The 24,961-nt window shown below is 68.3% G+C and carries 20 protein-coding genes; 5 read left to right on the forward strand and 15 right to left on the reverse strand.

Annotation, left to right across the window (positions count from 1 at the left end; translation table 11 throughout):
* Positions 1-2: 2 nt before the first annotated feature.
* From IEV99_RS19385 to IEV99_RS19420, 8 genes are all read right to left on the reverse strand, one after another.
* Entirely contained in the window at positions 3-2,171 is a 2,169-nt protein-coding gene (locus IEV99_RS19385) for a hybrid sensor histidine kinase/response regulator (RefSeq protein WP_244643988.1), read from the reverse strand.
* Between the two features lie 88 nt (positions 2,172-2,259).
* On the reverse strand, positions 2,260-3,462 hold the full coding sequence (locus IEV99_RS19390) for a mandelate racemase/muconate lactonizing enzyme family protein (RefSeq protein WP_188519352.1): 1,203 nt from the start codon (positions 3,460-3,462) through the stop codon (positions 2,260-2,262).
* A gap of 33 nt (positions 3,463-3,495) precedes the next feature.
* Positions 3,496-4,719 carry a mandelate racemase/muconate lactonizing enzyme family protein gene (locus IEV99_RS19395; protein WP_188519353.1) on the reverse strand — a complete coding sequence of 408 codons (1,224 nt, stop codon included), beginning with the start codon at positions 4,717-4,719 and terminating at the stop codon, positions 3,496-3,498.
* Positions 4,720-4,927: 208 nt separating this feature from the next.
* Positions 4,928-6,655 (reverse strand): ABC transporter ATP-binding protein, encoded by a 1,728-nt coding sequence (locus IEV99_RS19400; protein ID WP_188519354.1) that lies wholly within the window; start codon positions 6,653-6,655, stop codon positions 4,928-4,930.
* Entirely contained in the window at positions 6,652-7,779 is a 1,128-nt protein-coding gene (locus IEV99_RS19405) for an ABC transporter permease (protein WP_188519355.1), read from the reverse strand. The genes IEV99_RS19400 and IEV99_RS19405 overlap by 4 nt, the downstream gene beginning before the upstream one ends.
* Positions 7,780-7,783: 4 nt before the next feature.
* Positions 7,784-8,770: an ABC transporter permease gene (locus tag IEV99_RS19410; RefSeq protein WP_188519356.1), complete on the reverse strand. Its 987-nt coding sequence runs from the start codon at positions 8,768-8,770 to the stop codon at positions 7,784-7,786.
* Positions 8,771-8,922: 152 nt separating this feature from the next.
* Positions 8,923-10,878, reverse strand: coding sequence for an ABC transporter substrate-binding protein (locus IEV99_RS19415; protein WP_188519357.1), 1,956 nt, complete (start codon positions 10,876-10,878; stop codon positions 8,923-8,925).
* 94 nt (positions 10,879-10,972) lie between these two features.
* Positions 10,973-11,842, reverse strand: a complete 870-nt coding sequence (locus tag IEV99_RS19420) for an aldose 1-epimerase (protein ID WP_188519358.1) — start codon at positions 11,840-11,842, stop codon at positions 10,973-10,975.
* Positions 11,843-12,025: 183 nt separating this feature from the next.
* Here IEV99_RS19420 and IEV99_RS19425 point away from each other — a divergent pair, with 183 nt between their 5' ends.
* The gene (locus tag IEV99_RS19425; protein WP_188519359.1) at positions 12,026-13,291 is read left to right on the forward strand and encodes a glucarate dehydratase family protein; all 1,266 of its coding nucleotides are present in this window, start codon (positions 12,026-12,028) and stop codon (positions 13,289-13,291) included.
* 25 nt (positions 13,292-13,316) lie between these two features.
* Here the strand turns inward: IEV99_RS19425 and IEV99_RS19430 are convergent, their stop codons facing one another.
* On the reverse strand, positions 13,317-13,556 hold the full coding sequence (locus IEV99_RS19430) for a hypothetical protein (protein ID WP_188519360.1): 240 nt from the start codon (positions 13,554-13,556) through the stop codon (positions 13,317-13,319).
* Positions 13,557-13,912: 356 nt separating this feature from the next.
* Here IEV99_RS19430 and IEV99_RS23885 point away from each other — a divergent pair, with 356 nt between their 5' ends.
* Entirely contained in the window at positions 13,913-15,292 is a 1,380-nt protein-coding gene (locus IEV99_RS23885; protein WP_188519361.1) for a methyl-accepting chemotaxis protein, read from the forward strand.
* Between the two features lie 4 nt (positions 15,293-15,296).
* Here the strand turns inward: IEV99_RS23885 and IEV99_RS19440 are convergent, their stop codons facing one another.
* From IEV99_RS19440 to IEV99_RS19465, 6 genes are all read right to left on the reverse strand, one after another.
* Positions 15,297-16,244 (reverse strand): MurR/RpiR family transcriptional regulator, encoded by a 948-nt coding sequence (locus IEV99_RS19440; RefSeq protein ID WP_188519362.1) that lies wholly within the window; start codon positions 16,242-16,244, stop codon positions 15,297-15,299.
* Positions 16,241-17,209: an ABC transporter ATP-binding protein gene (locus IEV99_RS19445; RefSeq protein WP_244643938.1), complete on the reverse strand. Its 969-nt coding sequence runs from the start codon at positions 17,207-17,209 to the stop codon at positions 16,241-16,243. The genes IEV99_RS19440 and IEV99_RS19445 overlap by 4 nt, the downstream gene beginning before the upstream one ends.
* A complete protein-coding gene (locus tag IEV99_RS19450) occupies positions 17,206-18,210 on the reverse strand; it encodes an ABC transporter ATP-binding protein (protein ID WP_188519364.1) in 1,005 nt (334 codons plus the stop codon). The genes IEV99_RS19445 and IEV99_RS19450 overlap by 4 nt, the downstream gene beginning before the upstream one ends.
* Positions 18,210-19,052, reverse strand: a complete 843-nt coding sequence (locus tag IEV99_RS19455) for an ABC transporter permease (protein WP_188519365.1) — start codon at positions 19,050-19,052, stop codon at positions 18,210-18,212. Before IEV99_RS19455 ends, IEV99_RS19450 begins: the two co-directional genes overlap by 1 nt.
* A 4-nt stretch (positions 19,053-19,056) precedes the next feature.
* Positions 19,057-19,998: an ABC transporter permease gene (locus IEV99_RS19460; protein WP_188519366.1), complete on the reverse strand. Its 942-nt coding sequence runs from the start codon at positions 19,996-19,998 to the stop codon at positions 19,057-19,059.
* Between the two features lie 219 nt (positions 19,999-20,217).
* The gene (locus IEV99_RS19465; protein WP_188519367.1) at positions 20,218-21,777 is read right to left on the reverse strand and encodes an ABC transporter substrate-binding protein; all 1,560 of its coding nucleotides are present in this window, start codon (positions 21,775-21,777) and stop codon (positions 20,218-20,220) included.
* A gap of 220 nt (positions 21,778-21,997) precedes the next feature.
* Here IEV99_RS19465 and IEV99_RS19470 point away from each other — a divergent pair, with 220 nt between their 5' ends.
* The 3 genes from IEV99_RS19470 to IEV99_RS19480 all read left to right on the forward strand — a co-directional run bounded on the left by IEV99_RS19470 (position 21,998) and on the right by IEV99_RS19480 (position 24,937).
* Positions 21,998-23,131 (forward strand): amidohydrolase/deacetylase family metallohydrolase, encoded by a 1,134-nt coding sequence (locus IEV99_RS19470; protein ID WP_188519368.1) that lies wholly within the window; start codon positions 21,998-22,000, stop codon positions 23,129-23,131.
* Between the two features lie 238 nt (positions 23,132-23,369).
* Positions 23,370-23,831: a RidA family protein gene (locus IEV99_RS19475; protein WP_188519369.1), complete on the forward strand. Its 462-nt coding sequence runs from the start codon at positions 23,370-23,372 to the stop codon at positions 23,829-23,831.
* An 11-nt stretch (positions 23,832-23,842) separates the two neighbouring features.
* A complete protein-coding gene (locus tag IEV99_RS19480) occupies positions 23,843-24,937 on the forward strand; it encodes a D-TA family PLP-dependent enzyme (RefSeq protein WP_188519370.1) in 1,095 nt (364 codons plus the stop codon).
* Positions 24,938-24,961 lie beyond the last annotated feature (24 nt).

Here is a 24,961-nt window from a genome sequence, read left to right on the forward strand (position 1 = left end):
GGTCAGTAGCTCTTCGCCGCGACCGGCTCGCAACTGGGCGTGACCACGCTCGCGATGGCGTGCGCCAGATCCTGCCGGAGAAACGGCTTCGCCAAACGGGGGAGATCCAGGCTCGAGCGGGTCGCGATCTCGGCGTGGCCGCTCGCCAGCAGTATGGGCATGTGGGGGCGTTTGGCCCTGATGCGCTCGGCCAGTTCGACGCCCGTCATGCCGGGCATGGACTGGTCGGTGATCACGATCTCGGGCTCGCGTTGCTCCAGGATCGTGAGCGCCGCGTCGCCCGATGAGGCCTGCAGCACCGTATGGCCGAGGTCCTCGAGCATCGCGGCGGTTCCCGCCATCACGAGGGGATCGTCCTCGACGAGCAGCACCAGGCACGCCCGATACTCGGGGTTCGAGGGCTCGGCCTCCGGGATGCGGATTTCGACCTCCCCGCGCGGCAGCCAGAGCTCCGCCGTCGTGCCGCGCCCGCGCTCGCTGTCCAGCCGCAGCATGCCGCCGGACTGCACCGCGAAACCGTGGATCATCGACAAGCCAAGCCCCGTGCCCTTGCCGACCCCCTTCGTGGTGAAAAATGGCTCCACCGCGCGGGCCAGCGTCTCGGCCTCCATCCCCATGCCGGTGTCGGCGACGCGGATGCACACATAGGAGCCGGGCCGCAGCATTGGACGATCCGCACCCGCCATGTCCCGCGCCTCGGCGGAGATCGTGATCGCTCCACCGGCCGGCATGGCGTCACGCGCGTTCAGCACCAGGTTCAGCAACGCCATTTCGAGCTGACCGGGGTCGACCCTCACGGGCGGCAACTCGGCCGGGAACACGGTCTCGATGCGGATGTCGGCGCCGAGCGAACGCGTCAGCAAGTCGGTCATGCCTTCCACAAGCCCGCCAACGTCGACGGATTGGGGCGAGAGATCCTGCCGGCGCGCGAAGGCGAGGAGGCGTTGCGTTAGCGAGGCGCCGCGCTGGGCGCCCTGCATGGCGGTGTCGAGCAGGCGCTTCGCCCGGTCGTCATCCTTGAGCCTGCGGCGCACCAGATCGATGTTGCCGATCACCACCGCGAGGAGATTGTTGAAATCATGCGCAACGCCGCCCGTGAGCTGGCCGAGGCTCTCCATCTTTTGCGCCTGCAGCAGGCGCTGCTCGGCCAGCAAGCGCTGCTCGCTCTCGGCGCGCAGCCGAACGAGCGCCTGCTGCTCGGCCTGGGCGCGCTGCAGCGCGAGCCACGACACCAGCGTCAGAACCAGCGCCGACGCCAGCGCCACCGCCCCATAGGCTGCAAGATTGTGCAGCCACTGGGCGTTGACCTGCGCGGCGTCGACGCCGAACACCACGTAGACGGGATAGGGGGCCACCTTGCGGTAGGCATAGAAGCGGTCGCGCTTGTCGACCGTCGAATAGCCCTGGAACGCCCCACCGAGAGGGTTCGCCGCGATGGCCCGCATGATGTCCGTGGTGGCGGGCACGCGCGGGTTGGGCCACCGGTAGGGCAGCCGCGCCAGGATCTCGCCATCCTCCCGCAGCAGCGCCCCGGCGGTGGCGGTCGTGGGTGCGGCCTCCGCCATGAACCGGGCGAAATATTCGGGGCTCAGCGCCACGTGGATGATGCCGTCGAAGCGCCCGTCCGGCGTGATGCGGCGCCGGCTCACCGCAAAGGACGCGATGCCGGTCGCCTTGCCCAGGAACGCCGGGCTGACATGCGAACCGGCGTTTCGCGCCTTTTGCACCTGGAACCACTCGCGGTCCGCGATGGAGACCTTGGGGTCCCAGGTCTGGCTGCCGGCCCGCACGAAGCCGTCGGCGTCCGTCAGCCACACCGAAACGGCCTGCTCGAGAGGCGCCTTCAGGTCGCGCAGAAAGGCGCTCGTCTCAGGCCTGGCGATCTCGTCCCAGCTCATGCCGCGCACGCGATCGTCGATCAACGCTAGCGTGAGTTCGACGGTGTCGAACACCTTGCGGGCATGCTCATGCATGATCGCCGCCGTGCGAACCGTAATCTCCCGGTTCTCGCGCAGCACGTCGGCCCGGTTCCACGCGCCTGCCGCCACGAAGACGACCGTGGGCACGAGCACTGAAGCCGCAAGCAGGAGCCGGTAGAGCCGGACAGAACTCGACGAAAAGGGCATCGGCACCAGTGCATAGCGGGCGCCGCCAGACTGGCGCAGACGCATCCTCACTTGGAATGCTTCAAAACGCTAGGCGTTGCATAGCCCACGCGGTGGAGTTTCAGCCACCGCGTGGACGATTCCGCCGCTTCACTCAGACATAGCCTGTCGAACCATCCGGACGCACCGGCACCTTGCGGCTCCAGTTCACGTAGTCTTCGGTGCCCAGCAGCTCCTCATCCATCTCGACGCCCCAGCCCGGCCGGTCCGGACGCAACTCCAGGTAGCCATCCTTCGGCAGGTAAGGGTCCTTCACATACCAGGCGCCCTGCAGCTTCTGCTCGCTGCTCGGCGCTTCGCCGCCGCCCGTTCCGAACACGTAGCCGGGCCCGTGCGGCAGCCGGTATTCGAGGATGCGGAAATTCGGCTGCGCGGCGCAGAAGTGCACGTTCACGGCCGAGGCCAGCGGCCCCATCGGGTTGTGCGGGGCGACCGTGACGTAGTGCGCCTCCGCGATGGCGGCGATCTTGCGCATCTCCAGCAGGCCGCCCACCACGCAGATGTCGGGCTGGATGATGTCCGCCCCGCGCACCTGCAGGAGCCGCAGGAACTCGAAGCGGCTGTAGAGCGACTCGCCTGTCGCCAGCGTGCAGGTGAGCCCGCGCTTCAGCTCGCCCCAGGCTTCGAAGTTCTCCGGGCGGATCGGCTCCTCGAAGAAAAGCGGGTCATAGGGCGCGAGCGCGTTGCCGAGCTGGATGGCCTGCTGCGGCTCGAAGATCTTGGCGTGGGCGTCGAACGCGATTTCATAGTCGACCCGCACCGTCTCGCGCACCTGCCGGAAATACTCCGCGCTGGTGCGCACCACCTCGCCCCACCGGTTGCGGTGGATGTCGATCCGGTAGGGGCTGAGCTTGAAGGCCGTGATGCCCCACTGCTCGTTCAGGCTGTCGAGCTGCTCGCGCGCCGCGCCCGGGTCCGGCGCCGTGTAGACGCCCGCATAGACCCGCACCTTGTCGCGCGCGTTGCCGCCGAGCAGCATGTAGACCGGCACGCCGAGCGCCTTGGCGGAGATGTCCCAGAGGCAATGGTCGATGGCCGAGATCGCGGCGAGACCCAGCGCGCCCGGCGGGAAGCGCGTCTGCTGCATCAGCTTCATGACGATGTATTCGATCCGCCGCGGGTCGTCGCCGCGGATGAAGTCCATCAGGTAGTCGAGCAGCGGCAGCAGGGCCTTGTCGGGGCCGTGGTTGTAGCACTCGCCCCAGCCGGTCAGGCCGTCGTCGGTGTCGATCGCGATCACGACGCGCGGCCGGTCCTTGTCGCGCGACATAAAGGCGCGCAGGCGTTCGATCTTCATGGGGGGTCGTTCCTCGCTTGTGTTCGTCAGGGCTCAATCCGGGCGGAAGTGCCGCCCGCGCCGCAGCCGCGTCTGCACGTAGACGTGTTCGTCGAAGGTGCCGGGCGCGTAGGACGTGGTGTCCTTGCCGATGGGCACCGAGAGGTTCTGGCTGCTGGGGAACTGCGCAACGAACTCCTCGTCGATGTCGACGCCGAGCCCGGGGGCGTCCGGGACCTGCAGGTAGCCGTCCACCTGTTGCGGATGCGGGATCACCGTGCGGGCGCGCCCGTCCCAGTCGTCCTCGATCCGCTCCAGGATCAGCGCGTTCGGGATCGCGGCCATCACGTGCAGCGCCGCGTATTCGGCGACCGGCCCGAGCGAGCCCGAGTGGGGCGCCATCATGATGTGATGCGCCTCCGCCATGGCGGCGATCTTCTTCATTTGCGTGATGCCGCCGGCCCGGCCGGTATCCGGCTGGGCGACGTCCACGAGATCGTGCTCGATCAGCTCACGCAGCCCGAAGATGGTGGATGAACGCTCGCCGGCGGCCAGCGGCACATGGGCGGCGTCGCGGATGCGACGGTAGCCGTCGAGGTTCTCGGGCGCGATCGGGTCCTCGATCCACATCAGGTCGTAGGGCTCGAGCGCCCGCGCGAGCCGGGCGGCGTCGCCGGGCGTCATCCAGGGCGGGCCATGGAGGTCGATCATCAGGTCCATCTCGTCGCCGATCGCGTCGCGCAACCCGGCGACCTTGCGCACCGGGTCCGAGACGCCGCCGCATTTGATGGCCGTGATCCCGCGCTCCTTCAGGCTCAGCGCGACCTCCGGCGTGTTGGCGTGCGCGTAGATGTGGATGCGGTCGCGCACCTTGCCGCCAAGGAGGTTCCACACCGGCACGCCGAGCGCCTTGCCCTTGATGTCCCACAACGCCATGTCTACGCCCGTCATGGCCCCCGCCCCGACCGTCCCGGTCATGCCGTGTCCCATGATGGCGATCTGCATCTTCTGCCAGAGCCGCTCGATATGGGTGGGGTCCTCGCCCACCAGCAGCGCCCGCAGGTCCCGGACGGCCGTCTCGATCACGCGCGGCCAGCCCGAGCACTCGCCGATGCCGGTGATCCCCTGGTCCGTGTACACCTTCACGAACAGCCAGTTGCGCGTGCCCGTGAGGTTGCCCGAATAGCTCTGCGTGCCGAACGAGCCATCCGCCGCCCAGCTCTTCAAGTTGGGCGCGCCGGCCTGCATCAAGAAGGTTTTGACGTCGGTGATCTTCACGGGAGGACTCCGCACATAAGTATCGCGCCCACACCACCATGCCCCTCATCCTGAGGAGCAGGCCCCCTTGGGCCTGCGTCTCGAAGGACGAGGGACTCCAGAGCGCGCCATGGCTGAGCTAACTGGATCCCCTCGTCCTTCGAGACGCCATGCTGCGCATGGCTCCTCAGGATGAGGGGTTTGGGAGATGGGGGCAGAAAGCGCGCGCTCACGCGATGTACCGGTGGCGCTTGTGCATGCTGCGCAGGCGGGGGTCGGGACGCGGGATGGCGGAGAGGAGCGCCTGCGTGTAGGCGTGCTGCGGGGCGTCGCAGACCTGGTCGGTGGAGCCAGTTTCCACCACCCTGCCCTGGTACATCACCGAGACGCGGTCGCACATGTAGCGGATCACGCCGATGTCGTGGCTGATGAACACGTAGGAAAGCTTCAGCTCGTCCTGCAGCCGCATCATCAGGTCCAGCATCTGCGAGCGCAGCGACACGTCGAGCGCCGAGGTGGCCTCGTCGGCCACGATCACGCGCGGGTTGAGCGAGATGGCGCGCGCGATGCCGATGCGCTGGCGCTGGCCGCCCGAGAAGGCGTGCGGGTAGCGCTCGCGCCAGTCGGGGTTCAGCCCCACTTGGTCCATCAGGACCGACACGCGGTCGTCCAACTCCGAGCCCTTCGCGATCCCGTTCACCAGCAGCGGCTCGCCGATGATCTGCGCCACCGTCATGCGCGGGTTCAGCGACCCCACCGGGTCCTGGAAGATCATCCGGATCTCGCGGCGGCAGAGCTTCAGCGTCTCCTTGTCGGCCGTGACGAGGTCGACCACCGTCCCGTCCGCCTTGCGGTAGCGCATGGCGCCGCCGGTGGGCTGGTAGATGCGCAGCAGGCAGCGGCCCATGGTGGTCTTGCCCGAGCCGGACTCGCCCACGATGCCGAGCGTCTCGCCGGCCTTCACCTGCAGGGACACGTCGTCCACGGCCCGGATCGGCGCGGCGGGCGAGCCGAAATGCATCTTGAGATTGTCGATCTCGATCACCGAGGGCGCGTCCTCGGCGAGGGGCGCGCGCTTTAGCCGGATCTCGGCCTTCTGCTCGAGCTTCAGCACCGAGCCGATCAGCATCTTGGTGTAGTCGTTCTGCGGCGCGTGGAAGATCTGGTCGACCGGCCCGGCCTCCATGACCTTGCCGTGGTACATCACCAGCACCTCGTCGGCGATCTCCGCCACCACGCCCATGTCGTGCGTGATGAACATCACCGCCATGCCGTGCTGCTGCTGCAGGCGCTTGATGAGGTCGAGGATCTCGGCCTGCGTCGTGACGTCAAGCGCCGTGGTGGGTTCGTCGGCGATCAGCATGGCGGGATTGCACGCCAGCGCCATCGCGATCATGACGCGCTGGCGCATGCCGCCCGAGAACTCGAACGTATAGCGGTCCACCGCCTTGTCGGGGTGGGGGATCTCGACCTGCCGCAGCAACTCCACCGTGCGGGCGCGCGCCTCCTTCTTGGACAGGCGCAGGTGGAGCAGCAGCACCTCCATGATCTGGTCGCCGACCGTGTGGACGGGCGACAGCGACGACATTGGCTCCTGGAAGATCATCGCGATCTCGGCGCCGCGCACCGCCCGGATCTCGCGGCCGCGCGGATGGAGGGTCGCGAGGTCGACCGCGCTTCCGTCTGGCCGGTGCAGCAGCATGGAGCCGCTCACGATGCGCCCGGGCTGGTCGACGATCTGCAGGATCGAGCGCGCCGTGACGCTCTTGCCGGAGCCGGACTCGCCGACGACGCACAGCGTCTTGCCGCGCTCCACCGTGAACGAGACGCCGTCCACGGCCTTCACGACGCCCGTGCGGGTGGGGAAATGCGTGACGAGGTCGCGCACCTCCAGCACCGCGCGGGGCGGGGCCGCGGCGGCGTCGGCACGGCGGGATGAGAGGTCCACGACGGTCATTTGTTGTACGGATCGGCGGCGTCGCGCAGTCCGTCTCCCAGGAAGTTGAGGGCGATCACGGCGATCACCACGGCGATGCCCGGCGCGAACAGCCAGGGCGCGGTCGCGATGGAGCGGATGTTCTGCGCCTCGCGCAGCAGCACGCCCCACGAGATGGTGGGCGGCTGCAGGCCGAGGCCAAGAAACGACAAGGATGTCTCGGCCAGGATCATGGCCGGGATCGCGAGTGTGATGGACGCGATGATGTGGCTGGCGAAGCTCGGCAGCATGTGCCGGAAGATGATGCGCCCCTCGGACGCGCCGTCGAGCCGTGCCGCCGTGACGAACTCCTCCGTGCGCAGGCTCAGAAACCGGCCGCGCACGACGCGGGCGAGCTGCGCCCAGCCGGTGAGGCTGAGGATCACCGTGATCATGAAGTAGTTCAGCGTCGCCGGCCAATCCTGCGGCAGCGCCGCCGCCATGGCGAGCCAGATCGGGATCGTCGGCAGCGCCAGGATGAACTCGATGGTGCGCTGGATCACGAAGTCGATCCGGCCGCCGTAATACCCGGAGATGCCGCCCAGCACGATGCCGAGCAGCAACGACAGGAACACGCCCACGAGGCCGACGGAGAGCGAGATCTGCGTCCCCTGCATGATGCGGCTCCACACGCAGCGCCCGAGCCGGTCGGCGCCGAGCAGGAACAGCGGCTGCCGCGCCTCCGACGACACGAACAGGTGCGTGCGGGCGCTGAACACGCCGAGCACCGAATACTCGTAGCCCTCGCCGAACATCGTCACATAGATCTTGCGGCTCGTGTCCGGAACATGAACGGCCGCCAGCGTCTGCGGGTCGCGCTTCAGCGTCGTGGGATGGAAGTACGGCCGAAAGGACCAGCTCCCGTCCGCCGCCGTGTCGATGAAGTGCAAGCCCTGCGGAGGCTGGTAGGCCGCGCGCGCGTTCTGCTGGCTGGGATCGTTGATGGCGAAGAAGCCCGGGATCACGGCGATCAGGTAGAAGAACGCCGTCACCCACAGCCCGATCATCGCCAGCCTGTGGCGCTTGAACGCCCACCAGACCAGCTGCCATTGCGACGCGACCGCGACCTTGCGCTGGTCGATGGCCGCGAATGCGACGTCCGTCATGCGCCTACTCCAGCCGGATGCGCGGATCGACCAGCGCGAGCAGGATGTCGCTGATCAGGGAGCCGATCAGCGTGAGCGTGCAGATCAGCAGGATGAAGGCGCCGGCCAGGTACATGTCCTGGCTCATCAGCGATTGCAGCAGCAGCGGCCCGGCGGTGGGCAGGCTGAGCACGATCGCGACGATGATGGAGCCGGACACGAGGTTCGGCAGCAGCCACGCGATTGTGGAGATGAAAGGGTTCAGCGCCAGCCGCACCGGGTACTTCATCAGGAGCCGGAACTCCGACAGCCCCTTGGCGCGCGCCGTCGTCACATAGGCCTTGTTGAGCTCGTCCAGCATGTTGGCGCGCATCACCCGGATCAGGCTCGCGGTGCCCGACACCGCCAGGATGATCACCGGGATCCAGAGATGGCCGATCAGGTCCCAGACCTTGGCGAGGCTCCAGGGTGCGTTGAGATACTGCTCGGAAAACAGCCCGCCGACCTCCTGCCCCCACTCCACGGCGGCGAGATACATCAGCACCAGCGCCAGCAGGAACGAAGGGATGGCGAGGCCCAGGAACGAGAAGAACGTCGCGATGTAATCGCCAATGGAGTATTTGCGCACGGCCGAGAAGATGCCGATCGGCAGCGCGAGGCCCCAGGTGGCCAGCAGCGTCGCGAAGGTGAGCACCAGCGTCAACGCCATGCGCTCCCAGATCAGGTCGCCCACGGGCTGCTGCCACTCGAAGCTGAGCCCGAAGTCGCCGCGCAGCAGGATGCCGGTGATCCATTTCCAGTACTGGACGATCATTGGCTGATCGAGCCCGAACCGGGCGCGCAGGTCGGCGGCCGTGTTCTGGTCCACGACCTCGTTGGAAGCCGCCAGCGTGGCGATGTAGGTCGTCACGTAGTCGCCGGGCGGCAACTGGATGAGCACGAACGCCATGAAGCTGATGACCACCAGGGAGGGGATCATCCACAGCACGCGCTTGGCGATGAATTTGAGCATGCGGGGCCCTTCGCTGGACCGATCGGAAAACGCCGCCGTCATCCCCGGCCGGAGCGGCGAAGCCGCGGAGGGGAAGGGGATCCGGGGGTGAGCACGGCTGCCCTGGATCCCCTTCCCGCGCCTTCGGCGCGCCGGGGATGACGGAGGGGATGTTACGTCGTGAAGTAGAACTGCTGCGGCAAGGCCGGGCCGGGGTTCGGCCAGGTCCAGGCGTTGGGGTACTTCTCGGGCACGTTCTTCAAGTTGGTCTTGACCACGCCGAAGTTGTTCACCGCCAGGCACACGCCGAGCGTTTCAAAGGCGTCCGCGGCGAGATCGAAGACCTGCTTCATGATTTCGCCGCGCTTCTTCAGGTCCGACGTCGCGCGCGCGTCGTCGAACAGCTTCATGCGCTGCTTCTGGCTCTCCGGCGGCTCCTGCCCGTCCTTGCCGCCCGACACGTACCAGAGCGTCCACGGCACCGCGTAGCGCGACCCCTGCGGGTGCTGGGCGAAGTAGTCCCGCGGGTCGAGCATGGGATCGAGCCCGCCGGGGCCCGGCCACACGGCCGCGTCATGGTCGTTGTTGTCGCCGCGCGTGTAGTAGAGCGCGCGCTCGATGGTGTTCACCTTCATGTCGACGCCAATGTCCGCCCAGTGGCGCTTCACCAGCTCCAGCACGTCGACAAGGTCGGGATACAGCGTCGGGATCACGTCGATCGAGAAAAACACCTTCTGGCCGTCCGGCCGCAGGCGCATGCCCTGCGCGTCCTTTTTGCCGTAGCCGAGCTTGTCCAACATCGCGTTGGCCTTGGCCTTGTCGAACTCCGTGTACTGGCGGCCGAGCTTCTCGTTGAACCAGGGATGCCCCGGCCGCGGCCCGGCCTGGTAGGGCTCGGACTGGCCCAGATACACGATGTCGATGATTTCCTTGCGGTCCATGCCGAGCGAGAGCGCCTGCCGGAACTCCTTGGAGCCCAGCATCTCCCGCATCTTCGGATCTTTGTGCGTGATGTTGAAGTAGATCTGGCACTGCTGCGACGAGGACGCGATCAGCTCGACCAGCCTGTAACCGCCCTTCTTCATGTTCTGCGACAGCGTCGGCTTGTTCTGCAGCGTGTCGATGTGCCGGTCCTGGATGTCGAGCCGTCCCGACACGGCGTCCAGCATCAGCGATTCCACGTCCTGCGAGATCGAGAACGAGATCCGGTCGACATAGGGAAGCTGGTTTCCCTCCGTGTCGACCTGCCAGAAGAACGGGTTGCGCTCCATGGTGACGCGCGTCGCGCCGCCCGTATAGGGCTCCTTGACGACCCAGGGGTCGATGGTCGGCTTGTCCGGGTTGCCCCAGCGCGACGGGATCTCGATGTCGCCGCACTTGATGCGAAACAGCGCGCCCCAGTCGGAGACGTTGGCCTGCTTCACGAGGTCGGCGACCGCCGGGTTATATTTGGGGTGGAACTGGCCGCAATAGTGCTTGGGGAACAGCGTCGGGTGCTGGCCGAGCGGCGTCGCCATCAGGTCCAGGAACAGCGCGTACGGGCTCGCGAAGGTGAACTTCACCGTCGTCTCGTCCACCTTGGTGGCCGTTCCGGCCTTGCCGGCGATCACGAGCGGGCTTGGGACGGACTTGTAAAGCTCCGAGTTCTTGGCGCAGTCCTCCACCGCGAACACGATGTCGTCGGCCGTGAACGGCTTGCCGTCCGACCACTTCATGCCCTTGCGCAGGAAGAAGGTGAACTCGGTGGAGTCGGCGTTCACCTCCCAGCGCTCCGCCACGTTGGGGAGCGGCTCGGTGAACTGCAGGTTCCAGCGCACCAGCCCCTGGTTGCCGACCATGCGCAGGATCCCGTTATGGTCGGCGCTGCCGCGCAACCCGCGGCGCAGCGAGCCGCCATAGACGCCCACCTTCTCGAAAGGAGTCACCACCATGGGCTTCTCGGGCAGGCGCTGCGCCAGTGCGGCGAGCTTGCCCTCGCCGACCAGCTTGGCCAGTGCCGGCGCTTCCTTGCCGGCCGCCTGCGCCCGCAGCGCGCCGGGCAGCGCCGTCATGGCGGCCGCACCGGCGATGCCTTGCAGCACGGCGCGGCGCGCGAGCCTCGGCGCAAACGGATCCCTGGTGTCGTTCATGGCGTATCCTCCCCTTTGGCCGGCGTCGTTGCGCCGCTGTTCTTATGCAAGCCGTCCGGCTTCGCTGAAGCCGATGGTCAGCCGTTGCGGTTGATCATTCCAGCGCGATCGTCATGCTTCCGCGGACCGTCTCCCCCGGTCCAGCGACACGCGTTCCCGCGCCCTGGACGCCCCGCGCGGCGAGATTGAACGCGTCCGCCACATGGCTCACGGGCTCGACGCAGAGGTAGGCTCCACCCTCCGGCGCATGCATCACGAGTTGGTCCAGCACGCCGTCGCTCTTGATCGAGATCCGCCTGCCGTCAGCCCGGTCGATCAACACGCGGCCGTCCCAATCGGCGAAATAGCGGGTCATCCCGGCGGCGCCGTGGCGCAGGTCATGGGCGGCTTCGCTCCCCGAGAGCCGTTGCGGCGCGATCCCGCATCCAGCCTCGTCCTGAGACCATTCGATGCCGGCGTTGAACCGCACCCGGTCGCCATGTCGGGCGACCAGATACGGATGCAGCCCGAGCCCGACCGGGATGGGCGTCGCATCCTCGTTGCGGATCGCAATCGCGATGGCGAGCGCCGTTTCCGAGAGCCTGACGGTCTGGGTGGCGGTGAAACGCCACGGCCAGGCGTCCGGCTCGTGCGCGTAGGTCATCACGGCTGCCGACGCGTTCTCCAGCGCGCAGCTCCAGGCGCGCAGCTGCGAAAACCCGTGCAGGGCGTGCGGCGGGCAGGCCGGATGCGCGGGCAACTGCACGTCCCTGCCGCCAAAGCGGAAGCGCCCATCCCGGATTCGATTGGAAAACGGCGCGAGCGGGTAGCAGCCGGCCTTGGGCCAGAACAGCGGATCGAAAGCCGCCTCCGCCATCGGCATGAGGATCGGGTCGGCCTGCCCGTCCGTCTCACGCCAGAAGCCCGCCACCCGGCCGCCCTGGCCTGGAGCAAGCGCTGCCCGCAGCGCTCCCGCGGCCAGCAAGGGCCGCGGCGCCGTCTCCCGAATCGTTTCGCTCCCCGGAGCATGGTCGGCTGTGGTCACGCGCAAAAGCTTGATCCAGCGTGCTTGATATTTCAGATTTCACGGTAGGAAGCCGAGACGGCGCTGTCAATCGCCCCTGATGATGGGATCTGATGGCGCCCAACAAGAAAGCCGGGAGGCAGCATGAACAAGGCTGATCGCATCGCGGATGTTCGCATCCATCCCATCGCGTTCCGGGATCCACCCCTGCTCAACGTGGCGGGCGTCCATGAGCCTTGGGCGTTGCGCAGCATCATCGAGATCGAACTGGAGAATGGCCTCGTCGGCCTCGGCGAGAGCTACGGCGACCTCGTCACCCTGGCCGACCTCGAACGGGTGAAGCCCGCGCTCATCGGCCTCTCGCCGTTCGACCTGAACGCCCTGACGCGGTGCGTCTATGGCGCCGTGGCGCCACATAGTGATCCCGCCGCGACGTTCCCGCCGGCCGGCGACAAGGCCCGCGCCACCGCGGTCGGCGCCTTCGAGGTCGCGATGCTGGACCTTCAGGGCCAGATCCTCGGGCAACCATTGCACCAGATCCTCGGCGGCGCAGTGCGCGACCGCGTGTCGTTCAGCGCCTACCTGTTCTACAAGTTCGCCCAGCATCGCGACGCGCCGGATCCCGGCGACGACTGGGGCGAGGTGCTGACGCCCGAGCAGATGGTGGGCGAAGCGCGCCGCATGGTGGAGCAGTACGGATTCGGCTCCATCAAGCTCAAGGGCGGCGTGTTCGAGCCCGAGCGCGAACTCGACGCGCTGGACGCCCTGCGCGCCGCTTTTCCAAAGCATCCGCTGCGAATCGACCCGAATGGCGGCTGGTCGGTCGAGACCACGCGGCGGCTGATGCCGCGCCTCGATGGCCTGCTGGAATATTGCGAGGACCCGGTGAACAGCCTCGCCGAGATGGGCGAAGTGGCGCGTTTCGCCACCATGCCGCTCGCCACCAACATGTGCACCATCGCGTTCGGCCACATTCCCGAAACGATCCGGCTCAACGCCGTGCAGGTGATCCTGTCGGACCACCACTACTGGGGCGGCCTGCGCGCCACCCAGCATCTCGCCTGGATCGGCCGGGTGTTCGGCATCGGCATCTCGATGCACTCGAACTCGCACATGGGGGTCAGCCTCGCCGCGATGGCGCATGTGGCCGCCACGATCCCGAACCTCGCCTATGCGTGCGACACCCACTATCCGTGGCAGACCGACGAGGTGATCGAGGGCGGCAAGCTGCCCATCGAGGGCGGCATGGTGGCGGTTCCGCAAGGCCCCGGCCTCGGCGTGCGCCTCGACCGCGACGCGCTGGCGCGGCTGCGCCAGAACTACCGCGACTGCGGCATACGCAAGCGCGACGACGCGACCGAGATGCGCAAATACGACCCCGCCTTCAACCCGGCCCGGCCTCGCTTCTGAGGGCGCCGTTTTGCGGTCGGGCGGTTCAACTGCGCGCGCACAGGGCGGGGTCGGGCAGCGCCGCGTCCGCGAGCGTGGTCAGCGCCGCCGCCCGGGCGGCGCCGGCGGAGCCGCGCCGACGGAAGCTTTCGAGGGACGACTGCGTCAGCTTCCCGTCGATGAAATGCGTGACAATGAAAGCGCCTTTGCTGGGGCCGAGAACTTCAGCCCAGGCCGCGCTGAGCGGACGGGGTACGGAGGTCGTGCCATTCGATCGCTTTGTCATGGGCCATGAACGACCTCCGAGCAGCGCGGTTTCAGGCCCAAATCCCGCATGGTTAACCGAACATGAAGGCGTCCGACGCCGGTCCGAGAACACTCGGCGAACTCTGTTGCGAGCCCGCGCGGGAATCGCGAAAGCCCTTATCCAGGCCCGACCCGAGTCGTTCGTTTGCGAACAGACGGCGTGTTTTTGGGACGGGTCGCGGCTGCCCGCGCGAGGCGGCCACGCAGGCGATTGCACGCCTGGACAAGCATGACGGTCCAGTAAAGACGTCAATTGACGACAGTAAAAGCGCGGAACCTTTTATTATTGATCCTCTGTAACCATCCGGGCGTGAGTTCCCCCGCCACGGTGTTGCAGTGTCCCCGGTCATCACGTCTTCGCTTCCGCAGCAGACCAATCCGGTTACGCTGCCTGCCCTGCAGCGGCTTCTGAGCGTGTCAGGGGTGACCGAGAGCGCCAAGGCGACGACGAGGGCGTTGCGCGACATCGTGCTCGCCGCCGTCCCGGGCGCGGTTCACGCCTATTGCGACCATCTCGAGCAGTCCGTTCCGGACATGCGGGACACCGTGAAGACTTTTCGCGACGAGATGGTCGCGGAGGAACTTCGGCATTTCGAGGTTCTGTTCTCGGGCGACCTCGGCGACGCCTATGCGGCGGCCCTTAACCACGCCACGGCGGCTCGGCACGCGGATGCGCTCGGCGCCCGCACCCGGCTGGGCACAGTTGTACGCGTGCTGCCGGCCCTGCATGCCGAAATCAGGCGTCGCAACCGCTTCACGCCGTGGCGCGCCGTGCGTGAAAGCGAGGCCGTTTCGGCGCTGTTGTTCAGCGACGCTCTCGCCGCCACCGTCTGCCACCAGCGCGCCGGACGCTGGAGCCTTTCGGCCCGCAAGGGCCAGCTCGACCAGGCTGCGGCGGCCATGCAGCACGAGATCGCCGGCCTGGCGACGGGTCTCCACGAAGCCGCAGGATCGCTGCGCAACGCCGCCGGCGAAAGCGCCGAAGGCGGCTGGCTCGCCGGCCAGGAAGCCACGCTGGCCGAGGAAGCATCGCAGGAGTGCGCCACCCGGATCGCGAGCGCGGCGCGCATGACCGAGGAGTTCGCCCGGGCGCTCGAGCAGGTGAGCTCCGAGGCGCGGCGCTCGCGCCAGATCACCAGCGCGGCCGTGGATCACACCCGCTCGGTCGCCAACGGCATCAACAAGCTTGCGGATGCGACGGCGCGCATCGGCTCCATCGTGACGCTGATCCAGGAGATCGCCACCAAGACCAATCTCCTCGCCCTGAACGCCACCATCGAGGCCGCCCGCGCCGGCGCGGCCGGCCGCGGCTTCGGCGTCGTGGCCGGCGAGGTCAAGGTGCTCGCCAGCCAGACGGCCCGTGCGACCGACGACATCGCCGGGCAGATCGCCGCCGTGCAGGACGCCGCCTCGGCCTGCGTAGGCTCCGTCGAGGCCATTTCGGCGACCATCGCGAGCCTCGACCAGTCGTCCTCCGCCATCTCGGCCACGGTCTCGGACCAGTCGATCGCCACCGCCCAGATCGCCGCCGCCGCGCGCGCGGTGGCCGAGCAGGCCGGCGCCGGCCTGTCCTCCGCCAAGCGCTCGCGCACCGCCATCGGCGAAGTGGCCGAACGGTCGCGCGACCTCGACGCCGCCTCGCGTCAGGTCGACAGGGCGGCCGCCGACATCTCCGAACTCGTCGGGCAGTTCCTGTTGCGGCTGAAGACGATCTGACGACCTACTCGTCGTCGCCCAACGGGCGGCTGCCCCAATGCATCAACGACGGATCGTCGTTGTCGACGCCGTGCGTCTGCAGCACCTCGTGGATCGTCTTGAGCCGGGCGTTCACGGCCGGACCGCGCTTCAGCCCCACCATCACCATCACGATCTCGATGATCAGCAGTTGGACCACATAGGCCTCGGTGCCGACCCGCATGGTGGCGTCGCGCGGCACGTCCGTGCTGAGCACGATGTCGGCGAGGTCGGCGAGCGGCGTATGCGTGCGCGTCAGCGCGATCACGGTGGCGCCGCGGGACCGCCCGAGCTGGACGGCCTCCAGCAGCGCCGGCATGCGGCCCACGAACGAGATCGCGAACAGCACGTCGCCGGGCTCCATGGTGGCCGCGCCGACAAGCTGGAAATGCGCGTCCGAAAACGCGTTGGTGACCAGCCCCAGCCGAAACAGCCGCGCCTGCAGGTCCTGCGCGAGGAAGTTGGACGTCGCGCCCGTGCCGTAGCAGTCCACCCGCCGGGCGGCGTCGATGGCGGCGGCGGCGCGCTCCACCTCGGCCGGGTCGAGCCGGCGCTGCCACTCGGCCAGCACCGACGTGAGGCTGCCGACAACGTTGCGCACCACGTCGCCGGTGCTGTCGCCGGCCGCCACGCCGCGATGGAGAAACGGCGTCCCGAGCGCCAGCGCGCCCGCAAGCTTGAGCTTGAAATCCTTGAGCCCGTCGCACCCGACCGCGCGGGCGAAGCGCACGATCGTGGGCGCGCTCACGCCCGCGCGCGTCGCCAGATCCTCCACGTTGGTCTGCACCGCCCAATGGGGATCGTCCAGGATCATCCGGCCGATACGCTGTTGGCCTTCCGACATGCCGCCGAGCCCGAGCCGGATGGCGCGCAGGATGTCGGGGGCGTTCTGGTCCGCCTGGGCGAGGTCGAGCGCCTCCGGCCGGCCGCTCATGCGACCTCTGGCCGGGACGGCAAGCTGTCGAGGATGCACGCATAAGCCCGGCCGTCGCCGGCGTCGCGCAGCGGCGGCACGACCTCGGCGCAGGCCGGCATGGCGTAGGGGCACCGTGTCCGGAACACGCAGCCGGACGGCGGCGCCATCGGCGACGGGATGTCGCCCTTCAGCGTGCGCGACAGCTTGGGCGCGTCCGGGTCCGCCTTGGGCGACGCCGCCAGCAAGGCCTGCGTGTAGGGATGGCGCGGTCGCGCCGTGACGATCTCGGCCGGCCCGATCTCCATCACGCGCCCGAGATAGAGCACCGCGATGCGGTCGCACATGAGCTCCACGACGTCGAGGTCATGCGAGATGAACAGCATCGCGAGCCCGAAGCGGGCGCGCAGGTCCTGCATGAGGTTGAGCACCTGCGCCTGCACGCTGACGTCGAGCGCCGACACGGGCTCGTCGGCGACGATCAGCTCCGGCTCCACCGCGAGCGCGCGCGCGATGCCAATGCGCTGCCGCTGCCCGCCCGAGAACTCGTGCGGGTAGCGGGTCATGTGCGCGGCCGGCAGGCCCACAGTCTCCATCAGCTCGCCGATGCGCTCCGTGCGCCGGCCGCGCGCCAGCCCATGCGCGTCCAGCGCCTCGCCGATGATGTCGCGCACCCGCAGGCGCGGGTTCAGGCTCGCGAACGGGTCCTGGAACACCATCTGGGCGCGGCGCCGCAGCGCCTTCAGCTTGCGCTCCGGCGCGGTGGCGATCTCGTCGCCGCCAAATCGGACGGAGCCGGCGGTTGGATCGAGCAGGCGCAGGATCAGCCGGCCGATCGTGCTCTTGCCGGAGCCGGATTCGCCGACCAGGCCCAGCACTTCGCCGGGCTGGATCGCAAAGCTGACATCCTCGACGGCGCGCACCGGATGAGCGCCGCCGCCGAAATGCTTGGTGAGGCCCCGAACCTCCAGCAACGCCCCGCTCACGCGATCTCCCTCCAGCGCAGGCAGCGCACGACCCGGTCGGGCTCGCTTTCCAGCGGAATGGCGCCGACCCGGCATGAATCGCGCACGAATTCGCAGCGGGGCGCAAAGCCGCATCCTTCCGCGACCCGGCTCACCGTGCCCGGAATGGAGCGCACCACGCGTCGGCCATCCGCGCCCCGCGCCGCGCGGGCGGGCAGGCAGTCCAGCAGCGCGCGCGTGTAGGGATGCCGCGGCGCATGAAACAGCGGCCGCACCGGCGCGCTTTCCACCACCTCGCCCGCGTACATCACGGCCACGCGGTCGGCGACTTCGGCGACAACGCCGAGATTGTGCGTGATGAACAGCACCCCCATGCCCATCTCGCGCCTGAGCCGCTCGATCAGCGCCAGGATCTGCGCCTGGATGGTGACATCGAGCGCCGTGGTGGGTTCGTCCGCGATCAACAGGGCCGGGTCGCACGCCATTGCGAGCGCGATCATGACGCGCTGGCGCATGCCGCCCGACATCTGGTGCGGGTAGTCGTGCACGCGCCTGCCCGCATCCGGGATCTCGACGAGGTCCAGCATTTCGCGCGCCCGCCTCATAGCGTCGCCTTGGCCAAGGCCGCGATGGAGGCGCACCGACTCGGCGATCTGCTCGCCGACGGTGAGCACCGGGTTGAGGCTCGTCATCGGCTCCTGAAAGATCATCGCGATCTCGGCGCCGCGCAGCCGCCGCACCTCGGAGGCCGACGCCTGCGCGAGGTCGATCGCCCCGCCTGCCCGGCGACGGAACAGGATGCTGCCGCCCGAGATGCGCCCGGCCGGACGCGGCAGCAGGCCCATGACGGCAAGGCTGGTCACCGATTTTCCGGACCCGGACTCGCCCACGAGCGCCAGCGTCTCGCCGGCGTTCACCGACAGCGTCACCCCGCGCACGGGCGTGACGGTCCCTTCCTCGGTGCGGAAGCTGACCTCGAGATTGTTGATCGCGAGCAGCGGCTCAGGGTGGGTCGCCGTCATCAGAGCGCCTTCCTGAGCTTGGGGTCGAGCATGTCGCGCAGGCCGTCGCCCAGCACCTGCAGCGACAGGGCCGCGAGCACGATGGCGATTCCCGGAAACAGGACGACCCAGAACGCGTCGTCGGCGAATTGCTGGCCGGACGCGATCATTGTTCCCCAGGTGGGCGTCTCGGGCGGAACGCCGGCGCCCAGAAACGACAGCCCCGCCTCGGCCAGCACCGCATAGGCGAAGATGAACGTGGCTTGCACGAGCACGGGCGACGCCACGTTGAGCAGGACGTGCACGCCCAGGATGCGCCGCGTCGAGACGCCGAGCGCCCGCGCGGCCTCCACGAAGGGCAACTCGCGGACCACCAGAGTGGAGGCCCGCACCACCCGCACCACGCGGGGCGTGTAGACGATCGACAGTGCGAACACGACGTTGAACGCCGAGGCGCCGAGCACCGCCACCAGGAAGATGGCGAGCAGGATGTCGGGCAGCGCCATCATGGCGTCCACCACCCGCATGACGGGCGCGTCCAGCCGGCGGAAATATCCCGCGAAGAGCCCGATCGTCGTCCCGATCGTCATCGAGACCGCCACCACGGCGGCTCCGATTCCCAGCGACGCCCGGGCGCCAAAGATGATGCGGGAGAGGATGTCGCGCCCAAATTCGTCGGTGCCCAGCCAGTTCACATCGCTCGGCGGTTTCAGCCGGCGCGCCAGCCGCATGGCGTCCGGTTTGAAGGGCGTCACCCATGGGGCCAGCAGCGCGCCGAGCAGCAGGCTCAGCAGCACGAGGGCGGCGGCCAACACCAGCTTGCGGCGAAACAGGCGGCGGAAGAACAGCAGCGTCGGGGACATCGGCTCAGGTCCGCACGCGCGGGTCGACCAGCGTGTAGATCACGTCAATCGCCAGGTTGATGAGCACATAGACTGCAGCCACCACGATCAGCGCGCCCTGGATCACCGGGTAGTCGCGGCGCAGCACGGCCGACACCACGAGATTGCCGACGCCCGGCAGGCCGAACACCGTCTCGGTGACGATCGCGCCGCCCACCAGCAGCGCCGCCGTGAGCCCCACCACGGTGATGATTGGGATCAGCGCGTTGCCGAAGGCGTGGCGCAGCACCACGCGCGCCTCGGACACGCCCTTGGAGCGGGCCGTCCGCACGTAGTCCTCATTCAGCACATCGAGCATGCTGGCGCGCGTGAAGCGGGTGATCAGCGCCGAGTTGACGAGGCCCAGCACGCTGGCGGGCAGAATGAGATGGCCAAGCCTGTCGGCCAGCGGCGCGCCGGGGTCGCCGTAGCCGGCGACCGGGAACCACCCGAGCCGCACCGCGAAGAGCTGGATCAAGATCAGCCCGAGCCAGAAGCTCGGCACGTTGGCGGCCAGCATCGCGAGGCCGCTGACGATCTGGTCCACCGCCCTGCCCCGCCACACCGCCGAGGCGACGCCAGCCGGAATGCCGATCAGCGCCGCGATCGACACCGAGAACAGGGTGAGGAAGAAGGTCGGCTCGGCCCGTTCGGCCAACGCTTGCGTGACGGGCCGCTGCAGAAAGATGGATTGGCCCAAGTTGCCGCTCGCGACCTCCTTCAGCCACAGCCCGAACTGCACCAGCAGCGGCTTGTCGAGCCCGTACACGGCGCGCAGCCGCGCGACGTCCTCGGGAGTGGCCTGGTCGCCCAGCATCAGGGCGGCAGGATCGCCCGGCGCCAGGCGGGTCAGAAAGAACACCATGGTGGCGACGAGCAGCATCACGATGATGAGCCCGCCGATCCGCCGCCCCAACGTCAGCCACATGCGTGTAGAACTCCAGATGGTTCGACGGTTCGGTCACACATGTCCGCCGTCATCCCCGGCGGCGCGTCGCGCCGGGAAGGGGATCCAGAGGCCAACGCTAAAGTCCATCAAGGATGGCGCGCGTGGCCCCTGGATCCCCTTCCCCTCCGCCGCGAGGCGGCTCCGGCCGGGGATGACGGCAGGGAGCGGGAATAACCCTGTGCTCCCCGCCGCGTTGACTCAATTCAGCTCGACGTTCCAGAAGGCCGGGAACGGCATCGGCGTGTAGCCCTTCATCTTGGACGAGACGCCCGCCAGCGAGCCGAAATTGCCGGCGCGGATATACGGGACCTCGTCGTAGACGACCTGCTGCACCTTGGCCCAGAGCGGCCCGCGCTTGGCCGGGTCCGGCTCGCCGTTGAAGGCCGCCAGCGCGGCGTCCTTGGCAGGGGTCTTCCACCAGCCCGGCGCGCCGTCGCCGAGTTGCGGCGGCGAGAGCATGGGCTCGGGGAAGAAGGCCGAGTGGGTGATGTAGACGTCCCACAGCGCCGGGTCGCCGCGGCGCTGCACCAGCGTCGCCCAGTCGACAACGTCGAGCGTGACGGTGAAGCCGGCCGCCTTGAGCTGCTCGGCCATGACGAGCGCCATGCGATGGTGGAAGTCGTACTGCTTGGAGTTGAGGATGCGGATGGGCGCGCCGTCGTACTTGGCCTCGACCAGCAGCTTCTTGGCCCCGGCCGCATCGGCCTTGCTGTAGCGCTCCGCGCCAGCGTCCGAGTTGAAGGGCGAGCCCTTCGGGAAGTGGGACGGCGCCAGCGCGAAGAACTTCGGATCGCCGAAGCCCGCGAGCAGGATCTCCTCCTCGTCCAGCGCCATCTGGAACGCCTGCCGGACCTTGAGGTCCGCCATCGGGCCCTGCTTGGTGTTGGTGGGGAAATACGGGAAGCCGTACGGCATGGTCAGCACCGCCTTGGCGGCGCTCGACGAGGCGAGCTTCTTGTTGGCTTCCACCGGCAGCTGGTCGGCGAAGTGGTACTGGCCGGCCACAACGCCCTCGACGCGCGTATTGGCGTTGGGCGCCGGGATGAAGCGCAGCTCCGCGATCTTCGCTTCCTTCTTGCCCGCATAGCCGTTGGCCGGCTCGGAGCGCGACACGTAGCCGTCGAACTTGGTCAGCACCACGAACTGGTCCGGCTTGCGCTCGCGGAACTTGTAGGGACCGGTGCCGACGAACTCGACCAACGGATTGGCGATGCTCTCCTTCGCCATGATGCCCGCATAGCCGGACGGCAACGCCAGGTGCGCCAGCAAGGCGGGCTGCAGGTCGTTGAGCGCGATCTCGACCGTGCTCGGACCCTTCGCGGCGATGGACGCAATGCTCTTGGACAGGGCCTTGCCGCGCGGCGTCATCTCGACCCAACGCTTCAGGGACGCCACCACGTCCTCGGCGTCGAGGTCTCGGCCGTTGTGCAGCTTCACGCCCTTGCGCAGCTCGATGGTGTAGAGCTTGCCGTCAGCCGCGATCTTGGGCATCTCGGCCGCCAGCATCGGTTGAACGGCGCCATTCGCGTCGAAGGTGAACAGCGGCTCGTACACATGCTGCATGATGATGCTGACGAGGTCGGCCGTGGACGCCATCGGGTCGAGCGACTGCGGCTCGCCCACCATCGCCAGATTGGCGCTCTGCGCGCCCTGGGCGGACGCGATCTGAGGCCCGAGAAGGGTCGCCGCGAGAGCGCCCATGCCCGCCCCAAAGCCACGGCGCGTCGGCGCCCAGCTGAATGATCCGGAATCCGTCATGCATCCCTCCCGTCGAGCCGGAGCCCGCCGTTCCCGCAGCGTGCTCCCGAATGGATGTAACTTTATTAAGCTGAATTTCAGCCTGTCAACGCCTTTCGCGCGATGTTGCAGCGCAAACAATGTTTAGCCGTTGTGCAAGCAGGGAGAGATTGACCACACTGGCGCCTCCAATGTAACTTTTTTCCGCTTGCGCTGCGGCGCGCGACAAAGGTTTGAGGCCATGGATTACGAACTCGTCGTCAGCGGCGGCCGGGTGATCGACCCGTCCCAGTCGATCGACCGCATCACGGATGTCGCCTTCTCGGGCGGCAAAGTCGCGGCCGTCGGCGACGGACTCGCAGCGCGGGCCGCCCAGCGCGTCGACGCGACGGGCCGCATCGTCACGCCCGGCCTGATCGACCTGCACACGCATGTGTATTGGGGCGGCACGTCGCTGGGCGTCGACCCGCTGATCCTGGCGCGCGGCGGCGCGACAACGCTGATCGACACCGGCAGCGCCGGGCCGGGCAACTATCCGGGCTTCCTGGAGCATGTGATCAAGCCCGCGCCGATGCGCATCATCGCCTATCTCAACGTGTCCTTCGCGGGCATCTACGGCTTCTCCAAGCGCATCATGGTGGGCGAGAGCGGCGACCTGCGCCTGATGGCTCCGATCGACGCCGTGGAGGTCGCGGAGGCGAACCGCGACACCCTGGCGGGCATCAAGGTGCGGGTCGGGATGAACGCGTCGGGCAATTCCGGGCTCGTGCCGCTGCAGATCGCCCGGCAGGTCGCCGACCGCATCCGCATGCCCATGATGGTGCACATCGACGTGCCGCCGCCCACGCTGGAGGACGTGCTCGCGCTGATGCGCCCGGGCGACATCCTCACGCATTGCTTCCGCCCCTTCCCCAACACGCCCGCCACCGGCGACGGCAAGGTGCTGCCGGCCGTGCTGGAGGCGCGCGAGCGCGGCGTCCTGTTCGACATCGGCCACGGCATGGGGTCGTTCTCATTCAAGACCGCGCGCGTGATGCTGGCCAACGGCTTCATGCCGGACACCATCTCGAGCGACGTCCACGCGTTGTGCATCGACGGCCCGGCCTTCGACCTGCTCACCACGCTGTCGAAATTCCTGTGCCTCGGCGTCGACCTGCCGGCCGTGATCAAGGGCGCGACGGAGAACGCCGCCGCCGCCCTGCAGCGCCCCGATCTCGGGACCTTCAAGCCCGGCTCGGCCGGCGACGCCTCCATCCTGTCGCTCGACCACGGCGCGCACGACTATGTGGACTCCACCGGCGAGACGCTGCGCGGCGAGCAGCGCCTGCTCGCCAAGGGGGTCGTCATCGCCGGCAAGCTCTGGCACGAAGGGTAGCGCCGTCGCAACGGCGGTTCCATGCTTCTAAGCCCCTCATCCTGAGGAACATCGCCCCTTGGCGATGTGTCTCGAAGGACGAGGGACTCCAGAAGGCGATCCGTTTGAGGCAATCTGGATCCCTCGTCCTTCGAGACGCAGACCCAGGTGGGTCTGCTCCTCAGGATGAGGGCTGGGAGACGCTTCGATCGCCTGAAACCCACCTTGAACGCGAACAAGCATCTGACTGGAGCCCCGCATGACCCCCGAAGAGAAACTCGCCTCCCTCGGCCTCACGCTGCCGAGCGCGCCCGTGCCGGTGGCCAACTACGTGCCGTTCCGCTGGGCAGGCAACCTGCTCTACCTCTCGGGCCAGGGCCCGAAGCGGACGGACGGAACCTACAAGGCCGGGCGGCTCGGCCGCGACATGACGATCGAGGATGGCTACGCCGAAGCGCGGCTGACCACGCTCAACATGCTGGCCGTCGCCAAGCAGGCGCTGGGCGAGCTCTCGCGCATCGAAGCGGTCGTGAAGCTGCTCGGCATGGTCAATGCCGAGCCTGATTTTGGCGACCACCCCAAGGTGATCAACGGCTGCTCGGATCTTCTCGTCGAGGTGCTGGGCGAGGCCGGGCGCCACGCCCGCTCGGCCGTCGGCATGGGCTCGCTCCCGAACCGCATGGCGGTCGAGATCGAGGCCATCCTGCTCATTCGCAACTGAGGACGAGCGCCATGGCGGACGCCGGTATCGCGACTCTCAAAACCGAAGTGGCGCGCCGCTTCGGCACGCCCGCCGTGGTGATCGACCTCGACGTGGTCGAGCGCAACATCGCGCGCGTGCAGGAGATGTGCGAGGCGGCCGGCGTCGCCAACCGCCCTCATATCAAGACGCACAAGAGCCCGGTGATCGCCGGCCTGCAGCGCGACGCGGGCGCGCAGGGCATCACCTGCCAGAAGATCGGCGAGGCCGAGGTGATGGCGCAGGCCGGCTTCGACGACATTTTCATCACCTACAACCTGCTCGGCGAGGAGAAGATGGGCCGTCTCGGCCATCTGGTCCAGACGACGCGCATGCGGGTGGCGGCCGACAACCCGACCGTCGTGGCCGGCCTGCCGGAAGCGGCCCGCATCGGGGGGCGTGACCTGGAAGTGATGGTGGAGTGCGACACCGGCCGCAAGCGCGCCGGCGTGGAGACGCCCGCCGAGGCGGTCGCGCTCGCGCGCGACATCGCCAGCCGCCCGGGGCTCTCCTTCGCGGGGTTGATGCTCTATCCGCCGGAGAACCGCATGGCCGAGACGCAAGCCTTCCTTGACGAGGCGCTCGCCGGCCTGCGCGCGCACGGGCTGGAGGCGCGCGTGATCTCGTCGGGCGGCACGCCCAACCTCGCCAATCTGGGCAAGGTCACGGGCGTCACCGAGCACCGCGCCGGCACCTGCGTGTTCAACGACCGCATGATGATGCGCGCCGGCATGGCCTCGCTGGAGGATTGCGCCCTCACGGTCTACGCCACCGTGGTGAGCCGAGCCGGCCCGGAGCGCGGAATCCTTGATTCTGGCTCCAAGACGCTCACCAGCGACACCGGCGGCGGGCTGGATGGCCATGGGCTCATCCTGGAGCACCCCGAGGCCCGCATCGCGCAATTCGCCGAGGAGCACGGGTTCCTGGACCTGCGCGCCTGCAACGACCGGCCGAGCGTCGGCGACGTCGTGCGGATCGTCCCCAACCATGTCTGCGTGGTGGTCAACATGGTGGACCGCCTCGTGGCGGTGCGCGGCGCCGAGATCGTCGGCGAGTTGCCGGTGGCGGCGCGCGGCCGCATCACCTGACGCGGCGGGAATAGCCGCCGCGCC

It is taken from the genome of Alsobacter metallidurans (assembly GCF_014636935.1).
GTDB classification, from domain to species: domain Bacteria; phylum Pseudomonadota; class Alphaproteobacteria; order Rhizobiales; family Beijerinckiaceae; genus Alsobacter; species Alsobacter metallidurans.